General features: G+C 74.0%; 14 protein-coding genes. 6 read left to right on the top strand and 8 right to left on the bottom strand.

The annotated features are described in order from the left end of the window. Positions 1-14: 14 nt before the first annotated feature. Positions 15-1,667, bottom strand: a complete 1,653-nt coding sequence (gene cydC / locus H596_RS0104420) for a thiol reductant ABC exporter subunit CydC (protein ID WP_027283870.1) — start codon at positions 1,665-1,667, stop codon at positions 15-17. Continuing rightward, complete coding sequence (gene cydD, locus H596_RS0104415; RefSeq protein ID WP_027283869.1) at positions 1,664-3,316, bottom strand: thiol reductant ABC exporter subunit CydD; 1,653 nt, start codon at positions 3,314-3,316, stop codon at positions 1,664-1,666. Before cydD ends, cydC begins: the two co-directional genes overlap by 4 nt. Positions 3,317-3,408: 92 nt before the next feature. On the opposite strand from cydD, the gene H596_RS0104410 reads away from it, so the two are divergent. Together H596_RS0104410 and H596_RS0104405 are read left to right on the top strand one after the other, a co-directional pair. Next, positions 3,409-4,296 (top strand): polysaccharide deacetylase family protein, encoded by an 888-nt coding sequence (locus tag H596_RS0104410; RefSeq protein ID WP_027283868.1) that lies wholly within the window; start codon positions 3,409-3,411, stop codon positions 4,294-4,296. Next, positions 4,293-4,823 (top strand): lipocalin family protein, encoded by a 531-nt coding sequence (locus tag H596_RS0104405; protein WP_027283867.1) that lies wholly within the window; start codon positions 4,293-4,295, stop codon positions 4,821-4,823. The genes H596_RS0104410 and H596_RS0104405 overlap by 4 nt, the downstream gene beginning before the upstream one ends. A 246-nt stretch (positions 4,824-5,069) precedes the next feature. Here the strand turns inward: H596_RS0104405 and H596_RS0104400 are convergent, their stop codons facing one another. Genes H596_RS0104400 through H596_RS0104390 form a run of 3 tightly spaced genes read right to left on the bottom strand, consistent with a single transcriptional unit; the run spans position 5,070 to position 6,855 of the window. Further along, a complete protein-coding gene (locus H596_RS0104400) occupies positions 5,070-5,636 on the bottom strand; it encodes a phosphonate degradation HD-domain oxygenase (protein WP_027283866.1) in 567 nt (188 codons plus the stop codon). Continuing rightward, positions 5,633-6,532: a PHP domain-containing protein gene (locus H596_RS0104395; protein WP_027283865.1), complete on the bottom strand. Its 900-nt coding sequence runs from the start codon at positions 6,530-6,532 to the stop codon at positions 5,633-5,635. Before H596_RS0104395 ends, H596_RS0104400 begins: the two co-directional genes overlap by 4 nt. Further along, complete coding sequence (locus H596_RS0104390) at positions 6,529-6,855, bottom strand: antibiotic biosynthesis monooxygenase family protein (protein ID WP_027283864.1); 327 nt, start codon at positions 6,853-6,855, stop codon at positions 6,529-6,531. The genes H596_RS0104395 and H596_RS0104390 overlap by 4 nt, the downstream gene beginning before the upstream one ends. 246 nt (positions 6,856-7,101) lie before the next feature. Here H596_RS0104390 and H596_RS0104385 point away from each other — a divergent pair, with 246 nt between their 5' ends. Together H596_RS0104385 and H596_RS22740 are read left to right on the top strand one after the other, a co-directional pair. After that, entirely contained in the window at positions 7,102-8,220 is a 1,119-nt protein-coding gene (locus H596_RS0104385) for an NADH:flavin oxidoreductase/NADH oxidase (protein ID WP_027283863.1), read from the top strand. Between the two features lie 356 nt (positions 8,221-8,576). Then, entirely contained in the window at positions 8,577-9,140 is a 564-nt protein-coding gene (locus H596_RS22740; protein ID WP_169579844.1) for a helix-turn-helix domain-containing protein, read from the top strand. A gap of 26 nt (positions 9,141-9,166) precedes the next feature. On the opposite strand, the gene H596_RS0104375 is transcribed toward H596_RS22740, so the two are convergent. Both H596_RS0104375 and H596_RS0104370 read right to left on the bottom strand, forming a co-directional pair. Continuing rightward, positions 9,167-10,150 carry a tripartite tricarboxylate transporter substrate-binding protein gene (locus H596_RS0104375; protein WP_027283862.1) on the bottom strand — a complete coding sequence of 328 codons (984 nt, stop codon included), beginning with the start codon at positions 10,148-10,150 and terminating at the stop codon, positions 9,167-9,169. Between the two features lie 72 nt (positions 10,151-10,222). Further along, positions 10,223-13,336: an efflux RND transporter permease subunit gene (locus tag H596_RS0104370; protein WP_027283861.1), complete on the bottom strand. Its 3,114-nt coding sequence runs from the start codon at positions 13,334-13,336 to the stop codon at positions 10,223-10,225. 153 nt (positions 13,337-13,489) lie between these two features. Between H596_RS0104370 and H596_RS20045 the strand changes: the two genes are divergently transcribed. Next, on the top strand, positions 13,490-14,161 hold the full coding sequence (locus H596_RS20045; protein WP_037300020.1) for an AzlC family ABC transporter permease: 672 nt from the start codon (positions 13,490-13,492) through the stop codon (positions 14,159-14,161). After that, entirely contained in the window at positions 14,148-14,465 is a 318-nt protein-coding gene (locus H596_RS20040; protein ID WP_051212382.1) for a hypothetical protein, read from the top strand. Before H596_RS20045 ends, H596_RS20040 begins: the two co-directional genes overlap by 14 nt. 31 nt (positions 14,466-14,496) lie before the next feature. On the opposite strand, the gene H596_RS0104350 is transcribed toward H596_RS20040, so the two are convergent. Beyond that, positions 14,497-15,627: a type III PLP-dependent enzyme gene (locus H596_RS0104350; protein WP_027283860.1), complete on the bottom strand. Its 1,131-nt coding sequence runs from the start codon at positions 15,625-15,627 to the stop codon at positions 14,497-14,499. Positions 15,628-15,678 lie beyond the last annotated feature (51 nt).

Genomic DNA, 15,678 nt, shown 5'->3' with positions numbered 1-15,678 from the left:
CGGGCAGAGTCCCGTCAACCCGCCGCCGGCAGCAGCCGCCCTCCGGCGAGGCGGAAGGCGCGGTCCAGCGGCTCCACCCCCGTCAGCTCATGGGTGAGGAGGATGAGCGTGCGCCCCTCCGCCGCCGTGCCGAGGGTGGCGAGGAAGGCGCGCGCCGCGGCCTGATCCAGCCCCGCCGTCGGCTCGTCCAGCACCAGCACCGGCGCGGGCGGCAGCAGGGCGCGGGCGAGGGCGATGCGCCGCGCCTCCCCGCCCGAGAAGCGGCTGCCACCCTCGCCGCAGAGGGTCTCGAGCCCCTCGGGCAGGGAGCGCACGAACTCCCCCACCCCGGCCTTGGCCAGGGCGCGCCAGAGCGCGGCCTCGGGCGCCTCGGGCGCGGCGAGGCGCAGGTTGGCCGCGATGCTGTCGTCGAACAGCCGGGCGTTCTGCGAGAGCACCACCACGCGCCGGCGCAGCGCCGCCCCCTCCAGCGCCGCGATGTCCACCCCGCCGAGCGTGATCCGCCCTTCGCCGGGCGCGGCGAAGCGCAGCAGCAGCGCGGCGAGGCTCGATTTCCCCGCCCCCGAAGGCCCGAGGATGGCGATGCGCTCGCCCGGGCGGATCACGAGATCCACCGCGCGCAGCACGGGCGGGGCAGTCGGGCTCCAGGCGAAGGAGAGGCGCTCGAGCGCCAGCGTGGCGTCCTCGGGCGGCGCGGCGGGCGTGGCGGGCTCGGCGACGGGCGGCGGCGCGTCGGCGGCCTCGAAGAGCCGCCGCGCCCCCGCCCCCGCGGCCGCGAGCGCCGCGCCGGCGCGCGGCATGAGCCCCAGCATCTCCGCCGCGCCGATGGCGAGGAAGAGCGCGAGCACCGCGAGCGCCGCCCCGGCCTCGCCCGCCATCAGCCCCCAGGCCAGCCCGCCGATCAGCGCCATCTGCGTCAGAAGCTGCCCCGCCGCGCCCGCCCAGGCCCCGCGCGCGACGAGGCGGCGCTGCGCGGCCATCATCGCGCGATCGGCCTCGGCGAGGCGGGCCGCGGCCCGCCCCTCGGCGTTGGCGGCCAGCACATCCTCCATCCCCGCCAGCGGGTCCACCGCCGCCGCGCGCAGCGCGCCGCGCGCCTCGGCCGCGCGCTGGGCGGCGCGGGCGGTGGCGGGCGCGAGAGCGAGCGGCAGCACCAGCGCCACCGCGAGCGGCAGCGCCACCCAGAGCAGCAGCGCGGGCTCCGCCCCCAGCAGCAGCGCGATGGCGAGCACCGCCGCCAGCGCCCCCGCCGCCGGCACGACCGCGCCGAGGTAGAAGCGATCCAGCGCGTCCACGTCCGAGACGAGGCGCCCCAGCAGATCGCCCGAGCCGGTGAAGCCGATGCCGCCCGGCATGCGTTCGGCGAGGCGGCGGAAGAACCACACCCGCGTGTCGGCCAGGGCGCGGAAGGCGGCGTCATGGCTCGCCATGCGCTCCCACCAGCGCAGGGCGGGGCGGATCAGCACGAAGGGGCGCAGCCAGAGCAGCGCGGCGACGCCGAGCATCCCGCCTCCCGCCACCCCGGCCGCCACGCCCTTGCCCGCCAGCGTCATCAGCGCCACGCCCGCCAGGGCGGAGAGCATGGCCACCGCGAGCCCCGCCCACAGCGCGCGCCGCCGCGCCGCCCACAGCCGCCAGACGCTCGCCAGATCCGCCCACATGCTCATGCCACGGGGCTCTCGGCGCGGCGGCCCTCGCCCAGCGCCAGCACCCGGGCCGAGAGGCCGCGCAGCACGGGCGAATGGGTGGCGATGATGGCGGTGCGCCCGGCGCAGAGCCGCGCGATGGCCTCCATCACCTCGGCCTCCGTGCCCGGATCGAGCGCGGTGGTGGGCTCGTCCAGCAGCACGAGCGGCGCATCGCGCAGGAAGGCTCGGGCGAGCGCGACGCGCTGCGCCTGGCCGCCCGAGAGGCCGTAGCCGCCCTCGCCCACGCGCGTCTCCAGCCCCTCGGGCAGTTCGCGCGCGAAGGCGAGAACGCGCGCGGCCTCGGCGGCGCGCAGCAGCTCCGCCTCGCTCGCCTCGGGCCGGGCGAGCAGGATGTTCTCGCGGATCGTGCCCGCGAAGAGATGCGCGCGCTGGCCCACATAGGCCGAGAGGCGGCGCAGCTCGGCCGGCGCGAGCAGCGTCGCGTCCTGACCGTTCAGCGCGATGCGCCCCGATGTGGGCCGCGCGAAGCCCATCAGCAGCTTCAGCACCGAGGATTTGCCCGCCCCCGAAGGGCCCACCAGCAGCAGCGCCTCGCCCGGCGCGAGGGCGAAGGTGAGGCGATCGAGCGCGGGCGCGGGCGCGCCGGGATAGGCGAGGCTCACCTCGGTGAAGGCCACCGCCACGCGCGGCGGCACTTCCGCAAGCCGCAGACCGGCGGGCGGCGCGCCCTCGAGCAGCGGCGCGAGATCGGCCGCCGCACCGCGCGCCGCCAGCGCCTCGTGATAGGCCTGGGAGAAGGTGCGCAGCGGCTGGAAGAAGGCGGGCACGAGCAGCAGGCAGAACAGCGCCGTGGCCGGGTCCGGGTGGTTCGCGCCCAGATGCGCGCCATGCCGCCAGGCGAGGTAGGCGATGGTCCCGGCGGCCAGCAGCTCCAGCACCGTGGTGGAGAGGAAGGCCACGCGCAGCACGCGCATGGTGCGCGCGCGGAACTCCTCGGCCTTGCCGGCGAGCGCGCGCGCCTCCGCCTCCGCCTGGTCGAACTGCACGAGGGTGGCGAGGCCGCGCAGCCGGTCCACGAAGCGGCCCGAAAGCCGGCCCAGCACCTCGAGCTGCCGCCGGCTCTCGCGCGCCGCGCCGATGCCCGTCACCGCCATGCCGACCGGCACGAGCAGCCCCATGACGAGCAGCACCAGCGCGCTCACCCAGTCCGCCCACCAGGCGATCAGGATGATCAGCAGCGGCGAGAGCAGCGCGAGCGCCATGGCCGGCAGCCAGCGCGCGAAGAAGCCCTCCAGCGCTTCCACCCTGTCCACCAGCAGCGAGGCCTTCTCGCCCACGCCGCGCGGATCGTCGGGGCCGAGCGCCATGAGCCGCGCGAAGAGCGCGGCGCGGATGCGCGCGCGCGCCGCCTCGCCCGCGCGGGTCTGCGCCGCCTCCTGCGCCATGCCGAGCAGCGCGACGACGAGGATGAGCAGCAGCGCGAGCCCGACATCCGCCCAGCCGCCGCCCGGAAAGCCCAGCAGCGTGGCGAGCAGCCGCGCGATGAGCCAGGCGAGCCCCGCGGCGCAGAGCGTGGAGAGCAGCCCGAGCGCGATGGGCAGCGCCACGCGCCCCCGCTGGGCGCGCGCCTCCTTCCTCAGCCAGGCCGATGCCGCGCGGCCGTTCACGGGCGGTTCCATTGCCGGCGTTTGTAGGCGAAGGCACCCGGTTGCGCCACGGGCCGGACGGGCCGACATGAGGGCGGAACGAAGGGGGACCCATGCTCAAGACCCATGGCCGCTACGACTGGACGCCCTGGGCGCGCCGCCCGCGCGAATCCTGGCCGGGCGGGCGCAAGCTCGCCGTCTATCTCGGCGTGAACCTCGAGCATTTCGCCTTCGGCGAGGGGCTGGGGGCGGAGCTCGCGCCCGGCGGCCCGCCGCCCGATGTGCTGAACTACGCCTGGCGCGACTACGGCAACCGCGTGGGCGCCTTCCGCCTGCTCGAGGTGCTCGAGGAGCTCGCCCTGCCCTGCACCGTGCTGCTGAACAGCGCCATGTACGCCTACGCGCCCGATCTCGTGGCCGCGCACCGCGCCCGCGGCGACGAGATCGCGGGCCATGGCCGGACCAACAGCGAGCGCCAGTCCGTGCTGGACGAGCCGGCCGAGCGCGCGCTGATCGCCGAAGCCACCGCCCTCATCGCGCGGCACGAGGGGCGGCCGCCGCGCGGCTGGCTCTCGCCCTGGATCGCCGAAAGCCACGCGACCCCCGATCTGCTGGCCGAGGCCGGCTACGCCTACACGCTGAACTGGTGCATGGACGACCAGCCAGTCTGGATGCGCACCCGCGCGGGGCGGCTGCTCGCCATCCCCTACCCGCAGGAGGCGAACGACATCCCCGCCATCGTCGCGCGCAAGGACGGCGCGCGCCAGTTCGCCGACATGATCCTCGAGGATTTCCGCGAACGCCTGCGCCAGACGCGCGACGGGCTGCCGCAGGTGATGGGCATCGCGCTGCACCCTTACATCATCGGCCAGCCCTACCGGCTGCGCGCGCTGCGCCGCGCGCTCGCCGAAATCGCGGCGCAGCGCGAGGCGGTGTGGATCACCACCGCGGGCGGCGTCTTCGACCATTGCATGACCTGGCCGGAAGGCGCGATCCCGTGAGGCGGGCCGCCCTTCTCGGCCTGCTCGCGCTCGCCGCCTGCGCCACCGAGCCCGGCCCCACCACGCCGCGCACGGTCGAGCGGGTGGACCTCGCGCGCTATCTCGGCACCTGGCACGAGGCCGCGCGCCTGCCCCAGCGCTTCCAGGACAGCGCGACGCTGCGCTGCACCGCCACCACGGCGGAATACGCGCCGCTCGGCCCTGGGCGCATCCGCGTGACCAACTCCTGCCTCAACGCCCTCGACCCCGACGCGCCGCGCCGCGTGGCGCAGGGCGAGGCCTATGTGGTGGAGGGCAGCGAGGGCGCGCGGCTGCGCGTCTCCTTCTTCAAGCCCTTCTACGGCGACTACTGGGTGATCGGCCTCGACCCGGACTACCGCTGGGCCGTGGTGGGCTCGCCCTCGCGCCGCTCGCTGTGGATCCTCTCGCGCAGCGAACGCATGAGGGAAACCGACCTCGACACCGCCCTCGCCATCGCCCGCCGCGAAGGCTTCGACCTGACCCGCCTGATCCGCGCGACGCCCTGACCAAGGGGGGCGCGCGGCCGGCGGGGAGGGCCCTGCCCTCCCCGCACCCCACCCGCCAGGAGGCCGTGGCCTCCTGGACCTCGGGCATCATGTCGGGCTTGGGGGGAGGGGCCGGAGGAAGCGCCGGGCCGGGCGGTCGCGCCGGCCCCTCCCCCCAAGCCCGACACGGTTCAGGGTTCCAAGGGGCCACTGCCCCTTGGTGGGATGGGGTCCGGGGAAGGGCGGCGCCCTTCCCCGCCTGCGGGGCTACCCCCTCAGGCAGCGGGCGACGGCGGGCAGGAAGTGGCTTACGGGCGGGGTGGGCAGGTCTTTCACCTTGGCCTGTTCGTCGTAGCGGCGGAGTTGCACGGCCTCGCGGAACATCGGGTTCGCTTCGAAGGCGGTCACTTCCTCGGCGTTCATGGGCCCGCCTTGCAGGGCGAGGCTTTTCACGCTGTCGGGGGCGAGGCGGGCGAAGTAATCGGGCTCCACCGCGCAGAGGTAGCGCTTGGCGGCGACGTGCAGGCGCACGGGTTCCGTGACTTCCGGGCCGAAATGCGCGGCGAGCCAGGCCTGGCCCAGCTCCTCGTGGCGGTCGTCCACGCCTTCGGAGGCGGGGTCCTCGCCCAGGTCATGGACCATGTGGCCGATGTCGTGCAGCAGGGCGGCGGCGATCAGCGCATCGCCATGGCCGTCCTTCTCGGCGAGCCAGGCGCATTGCAGCGCGTGCTGCCGCTGGTTGACGGCGCTGAGGCCGTAGCGGCCCTCGGCCTTGCCGGTCAGCAGGGCCTCGATCTCGGCGAGGATGGGGTGCATGGGCGCGTTGTCCGTCATCGGAAATGCATGGGGTTGGACCAGGCGCGGCGGCCCATGGCGTCGGCCACCACCACGCGGGCGTATCCGCCGGGGCGCAGCCCGGCCAGCGGCAGGCGCGCGCGGGTCTGCCCCAGCGCCACCGACTGCTCGGCCTTGGAGCCGCGGCCCAGCACCATGATGGAGAGGGCGGGCGAACAGACCACTTCCACCGCCTCCTCGCCCCAGGCGATGTCGTGGATCAGCGGGCCCTGGGTGGCGTAGTAGGCGCCGGCCTTGAGCGCCTCCAGCAGCGGCTCGGGCTCATTGGCCTCGGCCTTGACCATCACCCAGCCGCCGAAGGCGTCGGGCGACTTGAAATGCGCGTCGTCCACCGCGAGCAGGCCAAGCCGCCGGCCCTGGGCGAGAAGCTGGTCGGCCAGATAGACGCCCTCGCCGCGCTCGGTGCGGAGCTGGGAGGTGTGGTTGTACACCTCCACCGCGTGGGCGCCGGGGATGCTGGCCGCGTCCTCTGCCGTCAGCCCGTACCAGCCGGGGTGCGGGATGGCGAGGAAGGCCCCGGCCGCGAGCGCGCGGGCGGCGAGCGCGGGCCCCGTCTCCTCCGGCGCGGTGGGCGGGAAGTCGAGCGGCAGGCCGAGGGCGAGCAGGTGCCAGATTTCGCCGAGCGCCGTGGCGGGCGCGTGCAGCTCCGCCCCCAGCAGCGTGGTGAAGCCCGGCGCGCGGAAGGGCCGGGTGTCCACGATGGGGAAGCCGTATTTCGCCCAGAAATGGTCGGTCAGGGCGAGGAAGTCGTAGCCCGCCTCGCGGTAGGCGGCGCAGACGGCCTCGGGGCTGCGCGCCCCGTCCGAGCGGGTGGAATGGGTGTGGAGATTGCCCTTCCAGAAGCGGCCCGGGCGGGCGAAGGCGGGGTCGCTCACGCAGGGCCGCCGGGCGTGAGGGTCTGCAGCACCTCGAAGCCCTCGAACTGCGGCGGGCCGAGGGTCATGGGCTTGCTCTCGCCCGCCCCGGCATGGGCGCGGCGGAACTGCTCGCTGCGCGTCCAGGCCTCGAAGGCCTCGCGCGAGGCCCATAGGGTCATGGAGGAGTAGAGCACATGGTCCTCCATCGCGGGCCCGCGCAGCAGGTGGAAGGAGAGGAAGCCCGGCAGCTCGTGCAGGTGGCTCTCGCGGGTCAGCCAGGCCTGCTCGAAGGCGGGGGCGTGCTCGGGGATGACGCGGAAACGGTTGGCGGCGACAAACATGGGGCGGATCATGCCAGAGCCGACCCGTTCCGGCGAGTGATACGGTCGGCATGACATGCCGACCGTATCGCGCGCAGGGTTGGTGTGGCGGCTGCGCGCCAAAACAAAAGTATACCAGCGGCCGCACAGACCCCTCAGGAGTCGAAATCAGCGGCCGCTGGTATGATGGCTGCGTGGCGGGGATGACAGGCCCCGCCCCCGGGTGTGGAATGAAGCGGACCCTCCACCGACGGACAGCCCCGCCCCATGACCGACCTGTTCAGCCCGCTCACGCTCGGCGGCGTCACCTTCCGCAACCGCATCGGCGTCTCGCCCATGTGCCAGTATTGCGCCGGCGAGGACGGGCTGCCGACGGACTGGCACCTCGCGCATCTCGTCTCGCGCGCCGTGTGCGGGCCGGGGATGGTGATGACCGAGGCCGCGGCGATCAGCCCCGAGGGGCGGATCAGCGCGCATGACCTCGGCATCTGGAGCGAGGCGCATGTGGGGCCGCATGCGCGGCTCGCCGCCGCCATCGCCCATGCGGGCTCGGTGCCGGCGATCCAGCTCGCCCATGCCGGGCGCAAGGCGAGCCGCCTGCCGGCCTGGGATTCCGGGCCCGCCGTGCCGGGCTGGGAGGCGCTGGCGCCCTCCCCCCTCGCCTTCGGCCACTACGCCGTGCCGCGCGCGATGACGGAGGCGGAGGTGGCGCAGGTGATCGCGGACATGGTGGCCGCGGCGCGGCGGGCGGTGCGCGCGGGCTACCGGCTGATCGAGGTGCACGCGGCGCATGGCTATCTGCTGCACCAGTTCCTCTCGCCGCTCTCCAACCGCCGCAAGGATTCCTGGGGCGGGGATTTCGAGGGCCGCACCCGGCTGCTGCGCGAGGCGGTGGCCGCCGTGCGCGCCGCGCTTCCGGCCGGGGTGGCCCTCGGGGTGAGAATTTCCCACACCGACTGGGTGGAGGGCGGCTGGACGACGGAGGAGAGCGTGGAACTTTCCCGCCGGCTCCGGGCGCTCGGCGTGGATGTGGTGGATGTGAGCTCGGGCGGGCTCGACCCCGCGCAGCGGATTCCCCTCGGCCCCGGCTACCAGGTGCCCGGCGCGGCGGCGGTGCGCGCGGGGGCGGGGCTGCCCGTGATGGCGGTGGGGCTGATCACCGAGCCCGCCCAGGCCCAGGCCATCCTCGCGGAGGGCAAGGCGGACATGGTGCTGCTGGCCCGCGCCTTCCTGCGCGACCCCTACTGGGTGCTGAACGCGGCGGTGGCGCTGGGAAGGACCGAGGCGCTCTCGGTTCCGCCGCAATACGAGCGCGGCTGGGGCAGCCTCGGGAAGATGAGCATCGCGCGGCCCGTGGGGGCGCCCATGCCCGCGCTTCCCGGGTGATGCAGCCGGCGGTGACGCCGAAGGAAAGGGGCGCGCCGGTTTGGCGGGCGGCGGCGCGCGAGAACGGCAGCAGACCAGCGGCGGCTGCCATGCGGCGACGCCGCGCCCGGGACACAACCCTGGCTTGTAGCGCCGCGCAGCCGGCGTGACGGCGCGGTATTCCGCGCGCACCCCGGCCGCCCGGCACGCCGTATCAGAGAAACGATCACCCGCCGCACCCGCCTCGGTTGTATTTTCCGCTCGGTTTTGTCATGCTGGCAGAATATACGGGGATATGGCGCAAAAGCCCGCGCTGGCCGAACCGCCCTCCCCCGATCTGCGATCAGAGCTGTGCGACCCTGAAGGAGCGAAAGCCGATGGCACCGATGCCCCCCGCCGCGCCCTCCTGCCGCCCCGGACTTCCCGCGCCGGTGGCCGCAGGCGCGCCCGGGTGCGAGGCCTCGCCGCCTTCCCCGCGCGGGGCGCGGCGGGCGGATGCGATCGACGCGGAGCTCGGCCAGCGGCTGTGGCGGCTCCGGCTCCAGCGCGGGATCACGCGGCGCGAGGCGGCGGAGCGGCTCGGCGTCACCGCCCAGCAGATCCAGAAATACGAGCTGGGGCAGGACCGTCTCTCCATCGGCCGGCTGGTGCGGCTGGCCGGGCTGCTGGAGGCGCCGCTGCCCCTCCTGCTCGACGGGCTGAGCGAGGCCGCGAACGCGAAGGCCTCGGGCGAGGCGGCGCGCCGTCTCGCGGAGAACGCCGCCCTGCTGCAGAGCTTCGCGCTGATCGAGGCGCCGGAGCTGCGCGAGACGGTGCTCAACCTGGCCGCGCGGCTCGCCGGGCTCGGCCGCGCCGGGGCGGGCGCGAGCCCCGCCGAGATGGAGGGCCTCGCCGCGCTGCCCTCCCGGATGCTGCCGGCCCGCCGCGCCGCGGCGGGCTGAACCGTCCGGCGTGACCGCCGCCCTTATCAATCCTCCGGACGGAAGCCCGAGGCCTGCACGATCGGGCCCCATTTCGCCGTCTCGGCGCGGATGCGCGCGGTGAAATCGGCCGCGCTGCTGTGCGCCACGTCGAAGGCGCGGTTCTCGAGGTTCTGACGCATCTCCGGGTGGCGCACCGCCTCGGCGAGCAGCGCGTTGAGCTGCCCCACCAGCCCGGTCGGCGCGCGCGCGGGCAGGAAGGCGCCGAACCACTCGTCGGCCGTGAGGTCGGGGTGGCCCTGCTCGGCGAAGGTGGGCACGCCCGGCAGCCGCGCCAGGCGCTGGGCGCTGGTCAGCGCGATGATGCGCAGCCGCCCGCCCTCATGGTGCGGCACGAGGTCGCCCAGCACATTGATGGTGGCGGCGATCTGCCCGCCCAGCGTGTCGGCGATGGCCGGGGCGGCACCGCGATAGGGCACATGGGTCAGCTCCACGCCGCTCGCGCGGGCCAGCATCACGCCGGTGAAATGCGGCACGGAGCCTGCGGCGGGCGAGGCGTAGGAGAGGCCGCGCCGCTGCCGCGCGAGGTCGAGCATCTGCGCGAGGTTCGTCACCCCCGGCGCCCCCGGCCCGACCGCCAGCCCGAAGGGATAGACCACCACGGGCGAGACGGGCGCCATGTCGCGCAGCGGCTCGTAGCGCAGCCGGTCGCCGTAGAGGTGCGGGTAGATCGTCACCATGCTCGCGGGGGTGACGAGGAAGGTGGTTCCGTCGGGCTCGGCGCGGATCAGCTCCTCGATGGCGAGCCGCCCCGTCGCCCCCACCCGGTTCTCCACCACCACCTGCGGGGCCCAGACGCCGCGCAGCCGCTCGGCCAGCAGGCGGCAGGTGAGGTCCACCGTGCCGCCGGCGGGGAAGCCTGCCAGGATGCGCGCGGTGCGGTTCACCACCGGCGCCTGGGCCCGAACGAGGCCGGGTGCGGCGAGCAGCGGGGCCGCGAGCAGCGCGCGGCGGGCGAAGGGCTGGGTCATGACGGGCCTCCCTGGGGCGTGATTAACCCCCGTTTAGCCGATGCCGCGGCCGGCGGGAATCGTGCTGCGCGGTCACGCCGGGGCCGCGCGCAGCACGCGGCGGGGCTGGCCGAAGCGCTCGATCATTACCGGCAGCACCAGAAGGATGAGGAGCGGCAGGAACAGCGTGCCGCCCACCACCACCACGGCCAGCGGCCGCTGCAGGTCGCTGCCGATGCCCGTCGCGAGCGCCATGGGCAGCAGCCCCACCATCGCGGCCATGCAGGTCATCATCACCGGCCGCATCCGGTCCGCTCCGGCGCGGTCGAGCGCCTCGCGCCAGGCGATCCCCTGCGCCAGAAGGCCGCGGAAATGCGAAAGCAGGATGATTCCCTCCATCGCCGTGATGCCGAAGAGGGCGAGAAAGCCGATGGCCGCCGGCACGCTGAAATGCAGCCCGGTCAGGTGCAGCGCGGCGACCCCGCCCGCGCAGGAGAGCGGAAGCACCGGCATGATCAGCAACGCATCGCGCAAGGTGCCGAACTGGACGTAGAGCAGCACGGCGATGAGCAGCACCGCCGCGGGAACCGTGATCCGCAGCCGCGCCACCGCGTCCTGGAGGTTGCGGAACTCGCCCACCCACTCGAGCCGGTAGCCGGGCGGCAGGGAGACATTCGCCGCCACCCGCGCCGCCGCCTCCTCCACCGCGCCCTGCTGGTCGCGCCCGCGCACGCTGAACTTCACGGGCACGTAGCGCTGCCCGTCCTCGCGGTAGATGTAGGAGGGGCCCGAGAGAAGCCGGATCGTCGCCACATCGGCGAGAGTCGCGCCCGAGGCGGCGTTCACCGCGATCCGCCCGATCGCCTCGGCGTCCGCGCGATAGGCCCCGTCGAGGCGCACCATGATCGGGAAGTTCCGGTCGCTGCCTTCCTCGTAGAGCCGCCCCGCCTCGCGCCCCCCGATGGCCGCCTCGATGGTGGCGTTGATGTCGTTGACGGAGAGGCCGTAGCGGGCGGCACGCTGGCGGTCCACGCGGATCGAGAGGGTGGGCTGGCCCAGGGTGCGGAAGGCCGCGAGGTCGGCCACGCCGCGCACCTGCTCCATCTCGGTGCGGATGCGCGCAGCGAGGCGGGTCAGCACCTCGAGGTCGGGGCCGATCACTTTCAGCGCGTTCGCGCCCTTCACGCCCGAGGCCGCCTCCTGGACGTTGTCGCTGATGTACTGGCTGAAGTTGAACTCCACGCCGACGAACTCCTCGCGCAGCCGCCGCTCGATCGCGGCCACCAGCGCCTCCTTGCCGCGGGCGGTGCGCCACTCCTCCATCGGCCGCAGCGGGATGAAGAACTCCGCGTTGAAGAAGCCCGCGCTGTCGGTCCCGTCGTCGGGCCGGCCTTGTTGCGAGGTGACGGTGATCACCTCCGGGAACTCCATGACGACGCGGCGCATGCGGTTGACCACGGCGTTCCCCTCCTCCAGCGAGATGGTGGCGGGCAGGGTGGCGCGCATCCAGATGCTGCCCTCCTCCAGCGTCGGCAGGAATTCGCCGCCCAGCCGGGCGAAGAATCCGCCCGCGCCCATGAGCAGGAACAGCGCGAGCGCGAGAGTCGTGCCCTGGCGGCGCAGCGCCGCGCCGTGCAGGGCCCGGTGGGCGCGGGCGAGCCAGCGCACGAGCGGCGTCTCGCGCTCGCGCGTCTCGGCGGTGAAGAGCAGGGCGGCGAGGGCGGGCGAGACCGCGAAGGTGGCGATGATGGCGCCGATGATGGCGTAGGCGTAGGTCTGCGCCATCGGCCCGAAGATCCGCCCCTCGATCCCGCCCATGGCGAAGAGGGGCAGGAAGGCCGCGACGACGATGAGCGCGGAGAAGAAGATGGCGCCGCCCACCTCTCCCCCGGCGCGCAGGATGGTGGCGTGCAGCGGGGCGAGGCCTCGCGCCGCGCCGCGCAGCCGCCCCGGGCCCGGGGCCGGGTGATGCAGGTGGCGGTAGATGTTCTCGACCATGATCACGGTCGCGTCCACGAGCAGCCCGAAATCCAGGCTGCCGAGGCTGAGCAGGTTCGCGCTCTCCCCGCGCAGCAGCATCACCAGCACCGCGAAGAAGAAGGCGAAGGGAATGGTCGCGCCCACCACCAGGGCGCCGCGCAGATCGCCCAGGAAGATCCATTGGATGAACACCACCAGCGCGACCCCGAGCAGGATGTTCTTCACCACGTGGTGGGTGGTGAGCATCACCAGCTCCTGCCTGTCGTAGATGGGCACGACGCGCACGCCCGGCGGCAGCACGCCGCCCGCGTTGATGGCCTCGACCTCGCGCTCCACCGCGCGGATCACGGGCAGGGTCTGCTCGCCCCGGCGCATGAGGACGACGCCCATCACCACGTCGTCGTCCTCGTCATGGCCGGCGATGCCGAGACGCGGCAGCGCGCCCGTCTCCACCCGGGCCACGTCGCGCAGCAGGATGGGCGTGCCGTCGCGGGCGCCGAGCACCACCGCCTCGATGTCCTCGAGCGAGCGGATCAGCCCCACCCCCTGCACCACCGCCGCCTGGGGCCCCACGCTGATCACGCCCGCGCCCACGGTCGCCCCGCCCTGGCCGATGGCCTCGGCCACCTGGGCCACGCTCAGGCCATGGGCGGCGAGCCGGGGCAGGTCCAGCACCACGTTGAAAGCCTTGCTGGGCCCGCCATAGGCCGTGACATCGATCACGCCCGGCACGCGCTTGAAGCGGCGCTGCAGCACCCAGTCCTGCAGCACGCGCAGATCGGCCGGCGAGAAGCCGGGCGGCCCCTCGAGGCGATAGCGCAGGATTTCCCCGATCGGCGACCAGGGGCTGATCTGCGGCTGCACCCCGGGCTGCAGCGCGATCTGCCCCAGCCGGTTCAGCACCTGCTGCAGCGCCTGCTCGTAGCTGAAGCCGTGCCCGAACTGCGCCTGGACCACCGACAGCCCGAAGAGCGAGGTGGAACGGATGCGCTGGAGCTGCGGCATTCCCGCGAGGCCGGTCTCCACGGGGATGGTGATGTAGCGCTCCACCTCCTCCGCGCTATGGCCCGGATTCTGGGTGATGACCACCACGGTCGGCGGCACGGGGTCGGGGTAGGCCTCGATGTTCAGGCGCGCGAAGCCCGCCGCCCCCACCGCGAGAAAGGCCAGGAAGAGCAGCAGCACGAGCAGCCGTTTCTGGATCGAGAACGCGATGAGATGGCGCATGAGGGAGGGATCGGGTCCGCAGTGGTTCAGCTTCTGTTCTAGTTCCGTTCAGCTTGCGTTCAGCATGCCCCTGTGTGAGGGATCCGTCATCCCCGCCGCCCTCGACCCGCCCCGCCAGGGCGGCCAGCATGGCCCCATGGAGGGCTTGCGCTGATGCTCGGAGCGGGGCTGCGCGAGGCGCTGGGCGCGCCGGCGCTGGCCATGGCGGCCACCTTCCTCGCCTTCGGCGCGGCGGTGCAGGCGGCGGGGGTGGGGCTCGGCTGGGCGCTGGCCGCGAGCCTGCTGGTCTATGGCATGCCGGGGCAGATGGTGCTGCTCGCCGCCATCGGCACGCCCGGCGGGGCGCTCGCGGCGGTGCCCGGGGCGGTGGCCGCCAATGCGCGATTCGTGCCGATGGCGGTGGCGCTCGCGCCCTGGCTCGGCGGAGGCGTGCGGCGCTGGCTCGCCCTGCCCTTCATCGCGGTGACGCCCTGGGCCATGGCGATGCGCCGCCTGCCCGCCCTGCCCGCGCCGGCGCGGCTGCCCTGGTTCCTCGGCTTCGCGCTGACCTCCTGGAGCGTCGCGGGGCTCTCCACCGCGGGCGGCCATGCGCTGGCGCCGCTTTTGCCGCTGTGGGTGCTGGCGGCGCTGCTCTTCGTGAACCCGCTCTATTTCGGGCTGATCATCGCGGCCGAGCTGCGCGCGCCCTTCGTGCGCCGGGCGGTGCTGCTGGGGGCGCTGGCCGCGCCGCTCGGGCTGCTGCTGCCGCCCACGCTTGCGCTGCTGGGCGCGGGGCTGGCGGGCGGGAGCCTCGCCTTCCTTTGGGGGCGCCGTGAGCGGCGATGACCTGGCGCTCGGGCTGCTCGTGCTCGCCTGCGCGGGGATGCGCGGGGCGGGGCTGCTGGTGGCGGGGCGGCTTTCGCCCGATCATCCTTTCGTGCGCTGGGCGGCGAGCGTCTCCCTCGCCACGCTCGCGGCCTTCGTGACGCTGGCGGTGGTGGCGCCTACGGGGGCGCTGGCGCTGATCCCGCTCTCGGGGCGGCTGCTCGGGCTCGGCGCGGCGCTGGCGGTGCTGGCCTCGTGCGGCGGGCTGCTCGCGCCGCTGCTGGCGGGGCTGGGAGGGACGCTGCTGGGCTCGGTGCTGGGGTGACAGGCCCGGCCGATTGGCCGGACCTGTCGGATCAGATGTAGTGCTCGGCGAGCGGCGCGAAGCCGTTGAAGCTCTGGCTCGCGTAGGTGGTGACATAGGCGCCGGTGGCCAGCATCTCCACCTTGTCGCCGTCGCGCAGGGCGAGCGGCAGCCGGTAATGGCTCTTCTCGTAGAGCGTGTCCGTGCTGTCGCAGCTCGGCCCGGCGATGGTCACCGGCCCTTCGTCCGTGCCGTCATGCGGGGTGCGGAAGGCGTATTTGATCGCCTCGCCCTCCGTCTCCGCGAGCCCGCCGAAGCGGCCGATGTCGAGATAGACCCAGCGCACCGGATCGTCCTCGCCCTTGCGGGAGACGAGCACCACCTCGCTCTGCACCACGCCGGCGTCGGCCACCAGGAAGCGGCCGGGCTCGATCACGATCTCGGGCAGGGCGTTGCCGAAATGCTCCGCCATCGCGCCCATGATGGCCGCGCCGAAATCGTCGATCTCCGGCACCTCCGCCTTGTAGCGCACCGGGTAGCCGCCGCCGAGGTTCACCATGCGCAGCTTCACCCCGGCCTCGGTGAGGTCGGTGAAGAGCATGGCGACCTTGGCGATGGCCGCCTCATAGGCCGCGGTGCGCGTCTGCTGGCTGCCGACGTGGAAGCTGAGCCCGTAGGGGTCGAGCCCGAGCTCGCCCGCCTTGAGCATCAGCGCGCGCGCCATCTCCACCTCGCAGCCGAACTTGCGGCTGAGCGGCCACTCCGCGCCGTCATTGCCGACCAGGATGCGGCAATAGACCCGCGCGCCGGGGGCGGAGCGGGCGAGCTTCATCAGCTCCGCCTCGCTGTCGAAGGCGAACATGCGCACGCCCGCCGCATAGGCGGCCGCGATGTCGCGCTCCTTCTTGATGGTGTTGCCGTAGCTGATCGCCTCCGGACGCGCGCCGGCGTCGAGGCACATGCGCACCTCGGGCCAGGAGGCCGCGTCGAAGAAGGAGCCGAGCCGCACCAGACGCTCCAGGATGGGCGCCGCCGGGTTCGCCTTCACCGCGTAGTAGATGCGCGCGAGCGGCAGCGCCGCCTGCAGCCGGCGGAAATTCTCCTCCACGCGATCCACATCCAGCACCAGGCACGGCGTGGCCGGCTGATGGGCAGCAAGATAGCGAGCGACCTTCGGGGTCATCGCACCATCCTCCACACAGACTGTGGAACCCCCCGACCGGGGCGGCCCCGA

The organism is Rubritepida flocculans DSM 14296 (assembly GCF_000425365.1).
Classification (GTDB): domain Bacteria; phylum Pseudomonadota; class Alphaproteobacteria; order Acetobacterales; family Acetobacteraceae; genus Roseococcus; species Roseococcus flocculans.
The sequence above is the reverse complement of the archived record's forward strand: the minus strand, read 5'-3'. Positions and strand labels throughout refer to the sequence as shown.